This window comes from Okeania sp. KiyG1 (assembly GCF_014132355.1).
Classification (GTDB): domain Bacteria; phylum Cyanobacteriota; class Cyanobacteriia; order Cyanobacteriales; family Microcoleaceae; genus Okeania.
The window spans coordinates 1-17,758 of sequence record NZ_BLZO01000127.1; the positions used below are offsets into that span (position 1 = coordinate 1).

General features: G+C 37.6%; 14 protein-coding genes. 4 read left to right on the forward strand and 10 right to left on the reverse strand.

Annotation, left to right across the window (positions count from 1 at the left end):
- Window positions 1–1,433: 1,433 nt before the first annotated feature.
- A complete protein-coding gene (locus SAGCYANO_RS30520; RefSeq protein ID WP_202223498.1) occupies window positions 1,434–2,780 on the forward strand; it encodes a protein kinase in 1,347 nt (448 codons plus the stop codon).
- A gap of 700 nt (window positions 2,781–3,480) precedes the next feature.
- Here the strand turns inward: SAGCYANO_RS30520 and SAGCYANO_RS30525 are convergent.
- The 5 genes from SAGCYANO_RS30525 to dcm form a co-directional block, all read right to left on the reverse strand.
- Window positions 3,481–4,557: a DUF3474 domain-containing protein gene (locus SAGCYANO_RS30525; RefSeq protein WP_202223521.1), complete on the reverse strand. Its 1,077-nt coding sequence runs from the start codon at window positions 4,555–4,557 to the stop codon at window positions 3,481–3,483.
- Between the two features lie 821 nt (window positions 4,558–5,378).
- Complete coding sequence (gene ilvA / locus SAGCYANO_RS30530; RefSeq protein WP_255502762.1) at window positions 5,379–6,899, reverse strand: threonine ammonia-lyase, biosynthetic; 1,521 nt, start codon at window positions 6,897–6,899, stop codon at window positions 5,379–5,381.
- 456 nt (window positions 6,900–7,355) lie between these two features.
- A complete protein-coding gene (locus SAGCYANO_RS30535) occupies window positions 7,356–7,742 on the reverse strand; it encodes a hypothetical protein (protein WP_237396860.1) in 387 nt (128 codons plus the stop codon).
- A 622-nt stretch (window positions 7,743–8,364) separates the two neighbouring features.
- Window positions 8,365–8,694: a hypothetical protein gene (locus SAGCYANO_RS30540; protein ID WP_202223499.1), complete on the reverse strand. Its 330-nt coding sequence runs from the start codon at window positions 8,692–8,694 to the stop codon at window positions 8,365–8,367.
- 137 nt (window positions 8,695–8,831) lie between these two features.
- The gene (gene dcm / locus SAGCYANO_RS30545) at window positions 8,832–10,130 is read right to left on the reverse strand and encodes a DNA (cytosine-5-)-methyltransferase (RefSeq protein WP_202223500.1); all 1,299 of its coding nucleotides are present in this window, start codon (window positions 10,128–10,130) and stop codon (window positions 8,832–8,834) included.
- 527 nt (window positions 10,131–10,657) lie between these two features.
- On the opposite strand from dcm, the gene SAGCYANO_RS30550 reads away from it, so the two are divergent.
- The 3 genes from SAGCYANO_RS30550 (at window position 10,658) to SAGCYANO_RS30560 (ending at window position 13,437) form a co-directional block, all read left to right on the forward strand.
- Window positions 10,658–12,319: a sodium:proton antiporter gene (locus SAGCYANO_RS30550; RefSeq protein ID WP_202223501.1), complete on the forward strand. Its 1,662-nt coding sequence runs from the start codon at window positions 10,658–10,660 to the stop codon at window positions 12,317–12,319.
- 617 nt (window positions 12,320–12,936) lie between these two features.
- A complete protein-coding gene (locus tag SAGCYANO_RS30555; RefSeq protein ID WP_202223502.1) occupies window positions 12,937–13,299 on the forward strand; it encodes a hypothetical protein in 363 nt (120 codons plus the stop codon).
- Window positions 13,300–13,437: a hypothetical protein gene (locus tag SAGCYANO_RS30560; protein WP_202223503.1), complete on the forward strand. Its 138-nt coding sequence runs from the start codon at window positions 13,300–13,302 to the stop codon at window positions 13,435–13,437. It abuts the gene before it with no gap.
- A gap of 3 nt (window positions 13,438–13,440) precedes the next feature.
- On the opposite strand, the gene SAGCYANO_RS30565 is transcribed toward SAGCYANO_RS30560, so the two are convergent.
- From SAGCYANO_RS30565 to SAGCYANO_RS30585, 5 genes are all read right to left on the reverse strand, one after another.
- Entirely contained in the window at window positions 13,441–13,719 is a 279-nt protein-coding gene (locus tag SAGCYANO_RS30565; protein WP_202223504.1) for a hypothetical protein, read from the reverse strand.
- Between the two features lie 20 nt (window positions 13,720–13,739).
- On the reverse strand, window positions 13,740–14,750 hold the full coding sequence (locus SAGCYANO_RS30570) for a lipase family protein (protein WP_237396861.1): 1,011 nt from the start codon (window positions 14,748–14,750) through the stop codon (window positions 13,740–13,742).
- 160 nt (window positions 14,751–14,910) lie between these two features.
- Window positions 14,911–15,468, reverse strand: a complete 558-nt coding sequence (locus SAGCYANO_RS30575) for a hypothetical protein (RefSeq protein ID WP_202223506.1) — start codon at window positions 15,466–15,468, stop codon at window positions 14,911–14,913.
- Between the two features lie 173 nt (window positions 15,469–15,641).
- The gene (locus SAGCYANO_RS30580; RefSeq protein WP_237396862.1) at window positions 15,642–16,019 is read right to left on the reverse strand and encodes a hypothetical protein; all 378 of its coding nucleotides are present in this window, start codon (window positions 16,017–16,019) and stop codon (window positions 15,642–15,644) included.
- 69 nt (window positions 16,020–16,088) lie between these two features.
- Window positions 16,089–17,165 (reverse strand): RNA polymerase sigma factor, encoded by a 1,077-nt coding sequence (locus SAGCYANO_RS30585; RefSeq protein WP_202223508.1) that lies wholly within the window; start codon window positions 17,163–17,165, stop codon window positions 16,089–16,091.
- Window positions 17,166–17,758 lie beyond the last annotated feature (593 nt).

Consider the following 17,758-nt stretch of genomic DNA (forward strand, 5'->3'; position numbering starts at 1 on the left):
AAAAAATTCATCGGTTATTAAAAAAACATCCAGAGATTAAAACACCAGATTTTATTGTTCCTGGTACTTTAGGTTATGACAAATAAAATTACCGAAGAATTAATAATTAAATAATTAAATAATTAAATAGTTCAGGTTTAAAGCCTCCCCTTTCAAGGGAAAAAAGCGGTCGAGGGATGGCGAGGAAACCTGCGCCATATCCAATCGACCAAGAGAATAATTTTTCCTTTGAGTCAATCCTATCCGTTTTAAAAGAGGTAATTATTAATTATTAATTGTTAATTGTTAATTGTTAATTGCTGAAATTAGTTCTATATTTACTTAAGATTAGAGAATTTTTTGGGCAATACCGAGGCGATCGCGATTTTTCAAGAATTTAGAATTTAGAATGCGCGAATTTAGAATTACCTCTCCTTGAAAAGAAGAGGATTGACTAATCATGAAAATTTTTATTTATTATCCCCTTAAAAGGGGAGGCTTTAAACCACAATATTTCGTTCAATAATTGATAATTGATAATGGATAATTGATAATTACCTCTCCCTAAAAGGAAGAGGATTGAATAAAAGGAAAAAATTTATTCTCTTGGTCGATTGGATATGGCGCAGGTTTCCTCGCCATCCCTCGACCGCTTTTTTCCCCTTGAAAGGGGAGGCTTTAAACCTGAACTATTTAATTATTTAATTATTTAATTATTAATTCTTCGGTAATTTTATTTGTCATAACCTAAAGTACCAGGAACAATAAAATCTGGTGTTTTAATCTCTGGATGTTTTTTTTAATAACCGATGAATTTTTTGACGAATATACCAGGAACAATAAAATCTGGTGTTTTAATCTCTGGATGTTTTTTCAATTTATAGAGATATATGCCATTGTCGCCAAAAAAAAAGAATGGTTTGAGTCGAAATTTTAAATTTTTCCCAAGCGATCGCTAATATTATGTCCGTTTAAATATACACACTCACTCTTAGGCATCAAATCTTACAGAAAATATAGTAATTTGTCTAGATTAACCCGCCCTACATTTTTGATATTCTCTTACTGTATAATCAAAGATAATTATACTTAAATATTATAACGTTTCTCAGACTAATGAGGTACACCTATCTTTATTTCTATTCTATTCCCTATTCCCTATTCCCTGTTCCCTGTTCCCTGTTCCCTAAAACAACCCAATTTTGTACTTCACCAATATGGGAATTGCTATATCAAAATTATGGTAGAGATATTTAACAATTTATCATCAAATAAAAACGTCAAAATAAAATTTACTAGTGCAGGATGGCAGAAATAACTGACCAGTTACAAAATCCTAAAACAATTACAAATCAATACTTTTGACTTTTGACTTTTAACTTTTAACTTCCGCGTAGCGGCACTAGATAATTAATAGAAATCATCGAACAAATATCAACAATTTTAATTCCCTCATGTCTGCTAAAGTAAAACTTACTATTATCCAAGGAAGTATGATCGGCAAAGAATTTATCTTTGAAGAACGAACTACCTGTATTATGGGTCGTCATCAAGACTGTAGACCCAGACTACCTAGTGATGAACAACATCGTACAATTTCTCGTTATCACTGTCTACTTGATATTAATCCTCCAGATATACGAGTGCGTGATTTTGCCAGTAAAAATGGTACTTATGTTAATGGTAAAAAAATTGGGCAACGTCAATCTGAGCATCTCCCTGAAACAACAACAAAAAATAATTTTCCTGAATATGAATTAAAACCAGGAGACCAAATTCAATTGGGAAATACTATTTTTCAGGTTAGTCTTGAAGAAGAAACAGAGATGCCTCCAGAAATGCTTGAGGAACCAAAACCTTGGCAAGCAAAAACAGTTGAATTATCAACTTTAGCACCAACTTTAGGAGATTCTACTATAACTACAATTGCTGGTTATACTACACTTAATTTATTAGGAAAAGGTGGCTGTGGAGAAGTTTATTTAGCTAGAAATAATCATACTCAAGAGTTAATAGCTTTAAAAACAATGTTGCCAGAAGTCACAAATAATCCTAATGCTATAAATCGTTTTTTGAGAGAAATAGAAAATACTAAAGCTTTAAATCATCTAAATGTTGTCCAATTGAAAGATTATCATTATAGCGATCGTCTATTTTTTTTCACTTTAGAATATTGTAATGGTGGTAGTATTTGGAACTTGATGCAGAATCATGGTTATCGGTTATCTGTTGATGTGGCAGTGCCAATTATTTTACAGGCTTTAGATGGTTTAGAATATGCTCATAATGCAGAAATTCCTTATGTAAAAAAGGCAGATGGTAGTTTGAGTATAGGGCGAGGTTTGGTTCACCGCGATATTAAACCAGCTAATATTTTTCTGAGTAATGTAGATAATTCAACAGTAGTAAAAATAGCAGATTATGGGTTAGCAAAAGCTTTTGATTTAGCAGGTTTAAGTGGGCAAACAATTACGGGAAATAAAGGTGGTACTTTTCCTTTTATGCCAAGGCAACAAATGATTGATTTTAAATATGTAAAACCTGAAGTAGATGTTTGGGCAATGGCAGCAACTTTATACAATATGTTAACTGGTGTATATCCTCGTGATTTTGTTGGAAAAGACCCAATTTTAACTGTATTGCAAACTAAACCTGTGCCAATTAGACAAAGAAATCTTTCTATTCCTAAATCTTTAGCAGAAGTAATTGATTTAGCATTAATTGATGAGCCAGAAATTTATTTTAAAACAGCTAAAGAATTTAAACAAGCATTATTAAATAGCGATCGGCATTTTCCGTAACGGAATGCTCTGCAAACAGCACTCAGCTTTCAGCACGCTAATCAAAAGCTTAAAATTCAGACAACGCTAGATATTCCTTCTTCCTTCTTCCTTCTTCCTTCTTCCTTCTTCCTTATTCCTTATTCCTTCTTCCTTATTCCTTATTCCTTATTCCTTCTTCCTTCTTCCTTATTCCTTATTCCTTATTCCTTATTCCTTATTCCTTCTTCTGCCGATCTCTGACCTCACGTCACAACCAAAATCCCTTCAATAATTGATAATTGATAATGGATAATTGATAATTACCTCTCCCTAAAAGGAAGAGGATTGAATAAAAGGAAAAAATTTATTTTTTTCCCCTTGAAAGGGGAGGCTTTAAACCTGAACTATTTAATTATTTAATTATTTAATTATTAATTCTTCGGTAAGGGCGAATGGCCATTCGCCCCTACTTTGTTCTACCGAAATGACATTAATTTAATTAGGGGTTGCTGATTAAATTTAAAAGCATTGACAGATAAAGGTTGAGCGCATTTTTTTGTCTAAAAAAGTACCAGCTTTTCAGCGGAAGAAGCTCATTCATGCTAGTATTTTGGGACGATTATGGCAGAAAAATCATTCTTACAATTGTTACTCCTACCTCCTCGCTCCCGACCCTTTTCTCCTGTCTCCTGTCTCCTGTCTCCTACCCCTACTAAAAGACTTTTTCAGCAAACCCTAATTAGTTTGAAGATTGTTTCCAAGGTGATTGATAATATACCTGAGAACCTTTGTCTGAGACAAAATGACAAGCCAAATAAGAGTTGATGAAACTCTTCCATATAGGTTCGCTTGACTTGTGATAATATTCACCCAAAATAGGTTTTATTGCCTCCGTAGCTGTCTTTAAATGATAGTGTGGCATACCCAGAAAAATGTGATGAGCTACATGAGTACCAATATCGTGATGAATGGAATTGATAAAACCATAGTCGCGGTCAATGCTAGACAATGCACCTTTAAGGAAATACCAGTCATCTCCACGATACCAGGGAATATCTGCTTCAGTGTGGTGTAAGAAGGTGACTAAATCTAGCCACACAACAAATATTACATAAGGAACTAAGTAATATTTTACTAAAAATACCCAACCAAACTGATAGGTGAGCCATCCCAGAAAACCTACCATTAACATCCAGAGTGCTGAACTTGTTAAGACATCCCACTTTTCAGAAGGACGAAATAATGGACTGTTGGGCAGAAAGTGAGAGCCAGCACGATTAGGCGATCGCCTAAATAAATACAGTGGATAAGCTAATAATGGCAGATAAAACCGAAATAGCTTTTCATACCAAGGCATCATATTATACTTACTTTCAGAAACAGGATACCAACTTTCATCAGTATCAATATTTCCAGTATTGGCATGATGGGTTCTATGACTAATGCGCCAACCGTGGTAAGGCACAAGAATGGGAGTGTGAGACAAATGTCCAATTAGGTTATTAAACCATTTATATTTGGAGAAAGAGCCATGACCACAGTCGTGTCCCACTACAAATAAGGCCCAAAACATAGTTCCTTGCATTAACCAGAAGATGGGAAAAAAGAACCATGAATCTAAATTATAGGCGATTGCATATAGACCAGCAATAATGCCAATATCAAGAAAAAAGTAGCTCAGAGACTTCCAGAGGGAAGGCTCAAAACAGTGTGGAGGAATAGCTGCTTTCACTTCTTGAAGAGTAAAGGGTAACTCTATTTTTGAGGGAGTTAAGTTTGTATCAGTTGCTTGATTGATAACAGTGTTTGATTGCACTAAATTTTTAACTTTGTGTAATATGACTGATATTTCATCTTCACAAGTCACATTTTGCAGATTTAGCTTCCATCAACTACCCCTAACTCTTCTGAACTAACAGAGAGAAATGGGGTATAAATTTATGGAACTTTCACTACATTAGGACGAATCTCATCAGCTATGGGACAAAAGCTAGTGATAGATGAAACGACCACTATTGTATATTATCTAGAGCTAGTTTTTCACAAAAAGTTTATATTTCTAGGGCAGGATGGCAGATTATTAAGATAGTAGGGGAGTAGGGGAGTAGGGGAGTAGGGGAGTAGGGGAGCGGAGGAGTAGGGGAGCGAGGGAGTAGGGGAGCGAGGGAGTAGGGGAATAGGGAAAATAGAAAGATTTACTGTTGAAGCACTCATGATAAGTTTTTTCCAGATCGCTCTTATCCGGACATGATATAATCAGTTACAAAATCCTAAAAGCCTTAACAATCAATACTTTTGAGGGCGTTAGCGGCAGCTCTGCGCTAGCCAATGCCATTTGCTTCGCATAACTATCGTTAACGCCCCTACGACTTTTGACTTCCACATAGCGGCACAGTGCAGGATGGCAGAAATATAGTGCTGTACACAGGCAACAGCTCATCTGGGGGAATAAAAAACCGATAATATAAGACTTTTAGCTATTGGACAGTTCTTGTCATTTGTACATAAGCCAGCGCATATTACTATAACTAACCAGTTACAAAATCCTAAAAGCCTTAACAATCAATACTTTTAACTTTTGACTTTTAACTTTTAACTTTTAACTTTTGACTTTTGACTTTTGACTTCCAGGTTGCACTAGGCTAAAAATAGCTTATAGGCTGGGTTTTGGCTTTCATCCCAATAGCGATAACCGAAATTATGGACAAAACTTTGCCATTCGGCCATCTCCTCAGGGGGGACTTGCATTCCGACCACAATACGTCCATAATCTGACCCATTATTACGGTAGTGGAAAAGACTAATATTCCAGTTGGGACTCATGGAGGCGACAAATTTCATTAATGCCCCTGGCCTTTCGGGGAACTCAAAACGATAAAGTAGTTCGTGGTGGGCGAGGGGGGAACGACCCCCTACCAGATGGCGCAGGTGTAGTTTTGTCAGTTCGTCGTCGGTTAAATCTAGGGTTTTCAAACCTTGAGCTTCAAAAGTTTCTACTATTTTGGCCGCATCAGCGCGGTTTTCTATTTGTACTCCTACGAAAATGTGTGCTTCTTTTTCCTCAGCAATGCGATAGTTGAACTCAGTAATATTACGTTTGCCAAGACAGTCACAAAATCTACGAAGACTACCTGGAGTTTCAGGAATAGTAACGGCAAATATGGCTTCGCGACGTTCCCCAAATTCTGCTCTTTCAGCCACAAAGCGGAGGCGGTCAAAATTCATGTTGGCACCACAGGCAACGGCGATCAGGGTTTCATCTTGAATTTTTTCTCGCTCGACGTAAGCTTTTGCACCAGCGATCGCCAATGCGCCAGCAGGTTCTACAATGGAGCGAGTATCTTCAAATACATCTTTGATGGCCGCACAAATATCATCTGTTTCGACGAGAATAATATCATCTACATATTGCTGACATAGACGAAGTGTTTCTTCTCCTACTTCTCGTACTGCAACACCATCGGCAAATAATCCCACTTGAGGTAAGCGGACTCGGTGTCCAGCTTTGAGAGACTGCGACATAGCATCAGCATCAACAGGTTCAACGCCAATAATTTTGATTTCCGGGCGCAACCGTTTGACATAAGCAGCAATACCGGAAATTAAACCACCACCTCCAATAGCGACAAAGATAGCGTGAATGGGTTTTTGATATTGGCGGAGAATTTCCATTCCTATTGTCCCTTGTCCGGCGATGACGTAGGGGTCATCAAAAGGGTGAATAAAAGTTAAACCTTTTTCTGTTTCCAGTTGATGGGCGTAACTACAAGCTTCATCGTAGGTTTCGCCATACAAAATAACTTCGCCTCCTCTAGCTTTGACAGCATTAACTTTTAGTTGAGGGGTAGTTACAGGCATGACTATGATGGCGCGAGTGCCGAGGCGACCTGCGGCTAGGGCGACACCTTGAGCATGGTTTCCAGCGGATGCTGCGATGACTCCCTGGGAGAGAATTTCTGGAGGCAGTTGAGCCATTTTATTGTAAGCTCCGCGTAATTTGAAGGAGAATACTGACTGTAGGTCTTCTCGTTTAAGTAGGAGGTTGTTCTGGAGGCGTTTTGAAAGGTTGGGAGCTGTTTCGAGTGGTGATTCTTGGGCAACGTCATAGACTCGGGCAGTGAGAATTTGTACTAGGTAGTCGCAATACATAGGTTTTATTGGGTTAGTAAATGCTTGATTATTAGAACTTACACAGTACAAGGTATTTTTGTCATTGCGACCGACAGGGAAGCAATCTCAAATCCTAGTTTTTTGTACCTTATGGGTAATATCATGTCCGGTTGAACAGTTATAAATAAACTACTCAGAATTCAGAATTCAGAATTTCCGTTTGTCATGCTCCGCAAACAGAATTCAGAATTCAGGAGGGAAGAAAGAAGAAAAGAAGGAGAAAGTTTTTTTATCACTAATTATCCGGACATGATATAAGTCCTAATTATCTTAGCATTACCCAAGTTTTTTTTTAATATAGCAGTCGAAGCAAAGGTTAGGATAGATAAAAAGCTTAAAACCCAGACAACGCAAAACTTTTCCTTCTTTCTTCTTTTTTCTTCTTCCTTCTTTACTTCTTCCTTCTTCCTTCTTCCTTCTTCCTTCTTCCTTATTCCTTCTTCCTTACTCTTTAGGTGCTGTCAAAACATCCCAAGCTGCTTGACCTGCTTTAACTAAGCGATCGCCAAAATCTTGGACTTCTTTTACCATAGTCTCCCAGTTATTCTCAATATCTTTCTCTATATTCTTGCCAGCTTCTTCTATTTTTTTTGGATCGATCAGTCTGATCCTTTCGATAGTTTCCCTAGCTTGTTTGACTGCTTGAATATAACTATCACGAGTAAACTCTCCTGCTGCTTCCATTTCTGAGTGAGCCAACCTTTTGATTGCTTCTACTAATTCTTCGGTTTCTTGCTTAGGGTCAGGACTTTCAGGAGTGGAAGTAATTTTATTTGAGTCTGTCTCGACTTCTACAATTGCTCTTTCTTTTGGTACATTTGGTTCTGTCATAATTTTTCCTCCTAAATATTAGACATTACATTGACATACTCCCGACGTTGCGCTTACGCGACACCGCAGGATTCTTCAACTCGCAAAGGAGTCGCTGTTTATACAGAGGTGATGCTCTCCCCCTTATGTTCATAAAGGTTGCCTCCTGTTAAGGTCAATAGTGCCGCTACGCGGAAGTCAAAAGTCGTAGGGGCGAATGGCCATTCGCCCGTACAAAAGCGAGTGTGTAATTCTGAGGTCCCCTCAGAATGTAAGACACACTCAAGACAGTCAATCATTTTTGATTGGTAAGGCTTTTAGGATTTTGTAACTGGTTAGTTATTTCTGCTATGATATTTTTTTCATTGTAGCTTTTACTATGGATTTACTTGTGGTCGGAAATCCTAACAAAAGGTTCGGTTTTTGTGACATTTTATAGCTATTAATACTCAGGAGTTAGTTTTCTTCCTAACCATTAATTTAATAGAGTACACAAATAGCTTGCTTTAATTTTTTTTGTCAAATCATAAATATTTTTATAGATTTTTTCAGTCTTATCTATTTTGTCAGTTCCAGAAAAATGGTAATAGTTAATAACTTTAAATAAATCACTTATTTTTCCTAAAAGCTAATCAGTTATTGCTTATGCAATTTGAAAATGATAACTGGCATGACTGCCATTTGGATATAAAAAAGTACAGACTACAGCAACTTCTGGATTGTAATTATCAATCAAATTTCCTAAACCAGCTTGTTGCCAATCACTAATCATTGTTCCTATTTGACTCATCGGTTTAAACTTAACTTGCCACTCTGCTAAAACGGTACTATTTTCTTCTAACTGTCTAAAAATTATTACTGTGCCTTTTTCAGAAAGTAGTTGATATCCTTGATGGGCGATCGCTGCTATTTTTTCAGCATTTGCTTCTATTACTGCTAGTTGTTGTGTTTTAGATTCTAGAACATTTTCCATTCTTTTTATCCTCTTTTTCTAGTTGATTTTTTCTAATTTATCATCTTTTTAATTTATGTTCAATAGAAATATCCAAAAATCAAAAATCAAATCAATTATTACCCATAAATTATCAATTATTCCCCTCCTGGGAGGGGCTAGGGGTGGGTTCCCTGTTCCCTGTTTCCTGTTCCCTCTTTTCTGGAGATGTTCAATATTAATTCTTGAGCCACAGCTTTAACCACATTAATACTCACAGAATTACCCAGTTGATAATAAGCCTTATTATCATTGTGATGCAAAATAAAATCATCAGGAAAACCTTGTAATCTTGCTGCTTCCCTAGGAGTAATTTTCCTGACTCTATTTTGATGATAAATTCCCAATCTCTTAGCATCACTTGCAACTAAAGTTACAGCAATTTTATCCGGGTCTAAAAACTTATAGACTTCAAAGGAAAAATTCCCCGCAACGGGTTTATATTTTGACTCAACTATTTGCAGATAATTTTTACTAACTAAAGAATTGAGCAATTTTTCTAACTTAGGATGAGGAAAAAAACTAGCTATTTGCTCATTGCTCAACAATTTACCATCTTGATGTTTACCAAATTGACTATTTCTACGTTTCAAAATCAAACAGTTCATTAATTCTATTTCCTCAGCACTGCATTCTCCTCTCAACCCTAACTCCCAAGAATGAATAGAATTTCCACCACGATAATCAATTAACCTCATGCCATGTAATTTACTTAAATCTCCATTTAATCTCTGTTTTAACGCTGCCACAAATTCTTCCGAACAATTATATTTTTCCTCTGGATTATCTTCCAAAATATCCGCCACAGTTATAGATTTTTTCAGAGGGTAAAATAAAGATAATTGTTGTGGGTGGTAAGAATGAGAATCTTTCGGACCAAGGTCAGAAATTAAATTAAATTTTGGCGTACTATCTAAAACTCCCAGGATATAAATTCGGAGACGATTTTGGGGTAAATCAAAATTCGCGCTATTCAATAAAAATATGTCAAAACTGTAGCCTCTGCTTTTAATTTCATGTTTAATCGTTGCAATTGTTCTACCTTGGTCATTAGTCAGCAAACCACGGACATTTTCAAAGATAAAAGCTTGGGGTTTATATGTATCTATTAATCTGGTAATCTCAAAAAAAAGCGTACCCCTAGTATCCCCAAATCCAGCTTTTTTTCCAGCATAAGAAAAAGATTGACAAGGAAATCCTGCTAATAATATTTGATATGGTGGTAACTTTTCAATTTTGCGGATATCTCCTAAAGGAAATTCAGTAAAATTTTTTTCATAAACCAAACCAGCGTCTGGATTTATTTCACTACTTAATACACATTCAGTTTCAATGTTTAAATATTCGGCAGCTTGTTCAAAACCTAATCTCATTCCACCAATGCCAGCAAATAAGTCAATAAAGCGAATTTTAGTCATTTTATATTTGTTATAAATAGTATCATTTCGTAGGTTGGGTTGACGTTAAGGAAACCCAACAATAAACTGGTATTTGTTGGGTTGCGCTGCCGCTTAACCCAACCTACTATTCTTCCCTCTTCCTTCTTATGTTAGAAAGTATTATCTTAATCAGGAACGCAAATTGACTTTTCAACCAACATTTGTAGGGGCGTTAGCGGAGCTTTGCGCTAGCAAATGGCATTCGCCCTCCCTATATGTAGAGTCTCTACGTAAGTCCTGTTAATATTATAAATAGTATCATTTCGTAGGTTGGGTTGACGTTAAGGAAACCCAACAATAAACTGGTATTTGTTGGGTTGCGCTGCCGCTTAACCCAACCTACTATTCTTCCCTCTTCCTTCTTATGTTAGAAAGTATTATTTGGATATTATTAATAGTATTATTTTGTAGGTTGGGTTGACGTTAAGGAAACCCAACAAAAAACTGGTATCTGTTGGGTTGTGCTGCCGCTTAACCCAACCTACTATTCTTCCCTCTTCCTTCTTATGTTAGAAAGTATTATTTGGATATTATTAATAGGTTTTTTTGTCGGACAAATAGCCTTTAGATTAAAAGCACCGCCACTGGTGGGAATGGTATTAGTCGGAATATTATTAGGTCCTCAAATTAGCAATACCATCGACTCTAGCATTTTACAAGCTGCCGACTCTCTACGCACGATCGCTGTTATGGTCATTTTAATGAAAGCAGGGTTAGGGTTAGACCGAGAAAAATTAGCACAACAAGGAAGTGTTGCGATACGGTTAGGTTTTCTCCCAGCAACCTGTGAAACTTTTGTCATCGCCCTAGCAGCTATGTGGTTACTTGAGTTTGACTTTGCCACTGGGTTGTTATTAGGTTGTATCATCGGTGCTGAGTCTCCCGCAGTTATCGTTCCCGGAATGTTGCGTCTCAAAAGTTTGGGTTGGGGTGTAGCTAAAGGTATTCCTGATGCAATTTTGACAGGTAGTGCTTTGTCAGATGTTTTGCTGTTGTTGATTTTTAGTTTACTACTGGCATTCTTATCCCAGGGAACAACCACTGTAACTTTACCAGGTGGCATCACTCTCAGCGCATTACAACTATTACCATTTCAAGTAATTTTACAAATTATTCTGGGAGTTATCGCCGGGTTGCTGACAGCACGAATATTAGTATTGCTCCTAGTCCAACAAAATTGGACTCAAAATACCACCCAGGATACTTTGGTTGCCGCAAGTTTTGCTCTATTGTTAGTTGTCTTAGCAGAAAAATTTCCTATATTTTCCGGTTATTTGGCAGTTATGGCAACAGGATTTTTTATCATCGAATTTGATGCACCCCTAGCGCGACGGTTGCGAAATAGTTTTGATACTTTGTGGGTGGTGGCGCAAATAATTTTGTTTGTCTTACTCGGTGCAAGTATCCCGTTGCAAGTGCTGGAAAATGTCTTGTTGGTGGGGTTGTTAATTTTAGCAGTCGGTACTTTAGTCGGGCGAATGTTTGGTTGGTATCTCTCCACTTTAGGCAGTAACTGGAATTGGCAAGAACGTCTATTTTTGCTGCCCGGAAATTCTGCTAAAGCAACCGTACAAGCTGCCATTGGAGCAATTCCTCTAGCAGCAGGTATTGAAGGAGGAGAAACAATATTAGCGATCGCTGCCCTATCCATATTAGTCACAGCACCTTTAGGAGCTTGGGCAATACCTACCTTTGCACCCAAACTACTACGCAAGGGAGAAGTAGATCCAACCAAAGTAGCGATCGCTCGCCGTATTGTATTGTTAGCTGCTGTTGATACTTCACCCCTTGCTGTGGATGTGTTGTTAAAAGTTGCGGAGTTGGCGAGACGTTGTGATGGGGAAGTTGTAGTGTTGCACGTTATTCAGTCTGAGGATGGAGAAAGTATTGCGCAACTGCGACAGCAAACAAAGCAACTTTTAGCAGATATTCGGTATCGGTTTGTCACTGTTGCAGGTGTGGTATCCGAGGAAATAGTTTCTGTTGCACAAGAGTATGGAGTAGCAGAAATAGTTATGGGGAAAAGGGGGCATCGTTTATGGGAGAATGTGTTAGTTGGTTCCGTTTCTCAAGCAGTTTTGGAAAAGAGTTTAATTCCTGTGGTGGTAGTTGAAAAAAAAATATATAGCGGTTTTCAGTCTGGTGATAAACATCAACGATCCCCCTAAATCCCCCTTTTTAAGGGGGACTTCCAGTTCCCCCCAACTCATCGGGGGGTTAGGGGGGATCTCCAGCACTGTACCTCACAAAGGGTGAGAAATGCTATAGTTTTGTACGAAAAGAAACAGCTATTTTTTCAAGACACACTTAAAAACTTGTTTTTTCTGTTAAAATTACATGATAAATTTAACCAAAAATTAGCTATTATTAATGAAACTATATTTAGATACTAGCGCATTGAATAGAATATTTGATGACCGAAAAATTTAGGTCTCAAGCCTCCCCTTTTAAGGGGATAAAAAAGAAGATTCCCTATTTCAAGCCTCCTGTTTCAGCAGGACGTACTGATAACTGATAACTGATAACTGATAACTGAAATGACCAATCTCAGGCAAGAATATATTTAGAATCAATGTCAATGACTCTTATTTTTTTGCTAATTGAAAATAAAACAGTGGAAATTGTTTCATCAGAAGCTTTAGTAGCAGAAACTAATAATAACCCATAAAACGAGCGACGGATTTTTGTTGAAAGTGTTTTACGGGAGGCTAAGTCTTTTCAAAATATGAATGAAAATTTGCTGACAAGAGCGGAATAAATAGAAGCAAATATGGGAATTAAAGGAATGGACTCATTACATTTGGCTTGTGCGGAAAAGTTGGGAGTAGATTTTTTTATTACTTGTGATGATCAACTAATTAAAAGGTATGAGGGAGCTATAATAGTTCAAATTCTACAATTTTTGTTAACAATATCGTTAGTTCTTTTTAGAGGGGTAAATTTAGAAATGAATCAAAAGTTAGTTGTGCCGGAAATGGCATTAGTTAGAAGTGAAAGTGTACAGGCAATTATCAATAGTTTGGGAATTGCTAAAGCTGCATTTTTCTGTCGGGAAAATATGTCGCAGTCGGTGGATTATTTGGAGTTAAAAGAGAAGATATTTGGGGAGAAAAGTGCGAGGGAAATTTATGAGGAGGTTAAAAAATAATTGCTCTTGTTAGAAGGAGGACGCGATCGCCCTTTTTCTCAAAAGCGATCGCTCCTCAATCCAACCTACAACTTCTGCTATCGTACTAGGATTACAGTTATTCCTTTAACAATTGCGGTTCTTCCTTTAACAATTTAAGAACTAATGTCTCAAATTCTGCAGCACCAGGGGGGGGGCGAATAGTTCTCCCCGAGTATCTGCAACAATTGTGCAGTATGGTTTTTTTACATTCAATAAGACAGCATATTCGCTTGTATGCTGATACCTTGCCTGTTTCATAAAGGTAAGTAACTCATAAACAAACTGCTTCAAAGACTGTTTTTGTTCTAGATTGAGGGATGAAGTATTTTCAACATCATGGGATAAATACCGCTGAAGTTCGGGATCTTTGAGGATTTTATCTTCTAAGTCCTCTATCACCTGAGATAATTCCTCATCGACTACAGATGTTGAATTTGAGGAACCTGGTGTCTTGCATAGGGGGGGGGTGTTGATGGGTTGACTGTACCCTCTAGTCCGGTTGTTCCAGGTAAGATTTGAGTATATTTTCCGCGAAAAGCTAATCCTTCGGCTATCAAAACAAGAGACAAGACAGCCAAATTAGGTTTAATTTCAGGTTTATACAGACTTGGAATTTCAGAAAGCATTTTCTCATTCCAACCATGAGGAACAATATCAATGTCATTCCAAATTCGCGTTGTAGAATTTCCCAACTGAGAGTCATAGTAAGTCGAAAAATCTTTATTTCCTGGTGTTGGTCCTGCTGAAGGATAAACAGAAATTTTTAAGGGCTTTTCTCCTGCCCATTCACTTTTTTGATCTAAGGCTGCCAAAGCTAGTGCAGGACTTAAAGCTCCTCCTAAACTGTGTCCCGTAAAAATAATTTCGACCTCATCATCAGAATTTTCTACGGTTTCCCCTAAAAACTCTAACACCGTCTTACCCGATGATTTCATGTCTTGCAGTAGATGATTCAAACCTCGAGAGGTTCCCATAGAAATCTTAGGTTCAAGATTTGGTGGTATATCGCCATAAGTCCAACTCACCTGCTTCTTAACACTGAAATCTTCTAAAAACCAGTCGTAGAAAGAGCTAGGGTTAGTTCCTGCGATCGCAACAACATATTGGTTACCATTCTGAGCAACGTACATTGCATTGGTGGCGTATTGCTCTCTCTTGACTTCATAAATAACTGGCCCCCAAACAACATCCCAGTTGCCAATATCTTCTTGTATACTTGGCGTTTCCAAGACCTTCGTGACTCTTGCCTTCAAAAGCTCTTGTAACTCTTCCTGACTCCCCGGTTTACTTGAAGCAGAATTTGAGAGTATGGAGAGTAAGAATACCTGTTGTTCTTTATCCAGTGATGGGCTGGCCATTGCTGTCGATGGCATTAAAGTAGTTATAAATAATACCAGTGCCAAACATAATGACAATAACTTAGTTACCATTTTCATGTCTTTGAGATTCCTTATTTTTCAAAATGGAATTTTTCCTGGGTTAAATAGGTAGGCATAAATAACCTAAAACCTGAAAAACCAGATTAATTGCTAAATCAGACTTACAACTTTTAGTAGTGTTAATTTAATTACGCCCACCTACTTATTAGCTTTATTTTGCTGCTGACAAAGATTTAAGTTTCATATCAAGATCAGCCAATACATTTGCTAATGTTTCAGCATTGTGACGGCTTCCTCTGAAGCTTTCATCGAGAATGGTGCATGAGAAAAAGGATTTCTTCGCCACAGCTTTTACATGAAAACTTAGGGTCTCTTGATTGCATTGCCATTGTGAAATAATAACTTCAACTTTGGCTCCTTTGAATTCTTCCTGTATCGTTTCGTTTCCCTTAATTTCGATATCGAAAGAACCAGAACCCAAATTGGTTTGAGCAGTTATTCGTACAGGAAATACTTCACTGCCATCATCGTAGACATCTCCTGTTATAGTGCCATTGACTGCACCCAAAAAAACAAGAAAATGAAACTTGCTTATGTATGATAAGAGCCCTTTTATTCTTGAACATTTTATATACTCCTGCTTATGTAAGCTTTCATCTATAAGACGTTTCTCAGAACCAATTCCTGACTTTTTCGAGTTAGAGATGTTTTTTTTCTCAATTTTTCGCCAACAACTGAATAGGTTTAGTTCAACGAAAGCAAAACTCAACTATTTCAAGGTAATAGAAGGTGGAGATAATGTGGGGTTACTCTGCATTACCTGTTTTCCTGTTAGCTTAGAGCTACGTTGAAAAGCCTAAATTAAGCAATTGTCAATATGCAATAAGATTAGCCAGGACAACTTTATCAGCAGGGTTTTTCTGATCCCACAACGAATCTGAATTAACAAAGAGCGTCCCATACTGTCCAATAATTGGCATCAGTTCCATCTGCTGTCGCCACAATACCTACCATAGGAGCACAGTTAGAGTTACAACCAATGTCGGATTTGCTATCGGAAGTTGGGCTGAGATTCTTTTCAGAAAATTTAACTCCTGAAGCTGTTACTGTGACTTTAAATATTCCTGATAAATTGGGTGTTTGTAGTATTTGCTGGGGATTGTCAGATGTGATAATACCTGCCCAATTGTTATCGATTGCTTCAATCTTTACTGTCCATTTAGTAACTACATTTTCTGTATCATTTTGTGGTGATACATAAGCCCAAAATTGCGCTCCCTTTCCTGAATGTTTTGCAACATTACCAATCATTTTGCTCATAGGATTATCCTTTATTACTCGTTTGTGCACCTTAAACACGATTTTGGTCACCACTTTCTGAATTTTTACTCAAAAAAAAGTCACGATCGCCCCTCCCGTATCCCCCAATGTCCGATCCCACATTTGCCGAATATACTTTGATGAGCAATGAGCAATAAAAGATAATTTGATGTTTTCAATAAAAGGATTTATGAACTCATCTGTAGTATTATCCTGTATCCAACTCAGCAATAAAACAGGCAGCCTAAATATTTTCTTGGGGGACATCAAAAGCGATCGCCAGAGGTAGTCATATCTCAATAACTCTCTAGTGCATTCGACAACTTCAGTAATAGTATGTCTTACAAGTTCCCTTGACTCTACAGAACCATCTACAAATTCAGGTATTTCTGCCTTTACTTCCTCAAAACACTCTTCTGCTGATACCATCCCTGTTTCCTCAAGAGTCTGGTTCGCGAGTTCCGTTAGTTCAACATAACCCTCCACAAACTCAGGTGTTTCCCTTTCTTTCTTAACCTCCCTTGTCTCCCTGACTTTCCCATCAGTTTCTCGAAAATAGCTGCTCAACCTCTCTTTAAGCTGTTTGCGCGCCAAAGATATCCGCTTGCAGACATTATCATAAGATATCCCTTGCTGTTCGGCAATTTCTTTATGAGAAAGCTCCCGATAAAAATGCAAAATAAACGTCTCTCGACACTTTTCTGGTAACTCAGCGATCGCTCCTCGTATCCGATCGGATATCTCCTCTCTCTCCAGAACAGACTCTGGACATTCAACCGTTCCTGTAGTAATAACTTCCTCAGTATTACCCACCCATTCAATACTTTCAACACCCACAGCAGCACAAGAACGTTGGCGAATAAGATCAATACAAAAATTACGAGTTACCTGATACAACCAAGCCTTTAAATTAGTAATTTTTTCTCCAAACTTTTGCACCTTTTCCCAAGCTTTTACCATTGCCTGACTCAGAGCATCCTCCGCATCCATTCGGTTAGAATTCATTATCTTGAGACAGCAGCGATAAAGCTGGTCTCGACTTTCTTGCCATTGCTGCCAAAACTGAGAGATTAGATGGGAGCGATCGTTCTCTGTTGCAGCATTTTCCATTAAGTTTCGTCTTGTATTTGTAGTTCTGGAGGTCATAAAAAATGAAATTGGTTTTGTGCTTTTGATACAGATAGGTATTTTTGAGATGCTTCCTGACTTTATAGAAGATTGCAACCTGGCATAGATAGACTATTAGAGAATGTAGAGCTTTTCCCCAAGCTCTCTTATACAAGGAGAGAAAGGCACAGCTATTCTCCCCCTTCTCTAATAGGGAAAGGGTTTCCATAGATTACAATGGGGTTGCGTGGCGGACTTTTTTAATGCCACCGTTTTTTGCTTTCCAAATACTAGACGTTACTCACCATGATTTTCTGAACTTTTTTTCCGAAAAAATAAATTGCCTGACTTCTTACTTTTGTTAGGGAGACAATGGCTTATCCTGCTGTCTCTCCCACTATCAAACTTGACTAGAAAACAAACTGTCTCGAACAAGGGCGTTGGCGGTATATCGCTGCCCTATCCATATTAGTCACAGTACCCTTGGGAGCTGTTGATTTATTTTCTGGAGATGTCTAATATTTTTTGAGTCTATTTGATTCAGTTTTCAGGCAAACTCTTCTCTTTCTTGATAACCATAGGTTTGTCTTGAGTGCCTCTTTCATTCCGATGAGACCTCGGAATTAGGCACT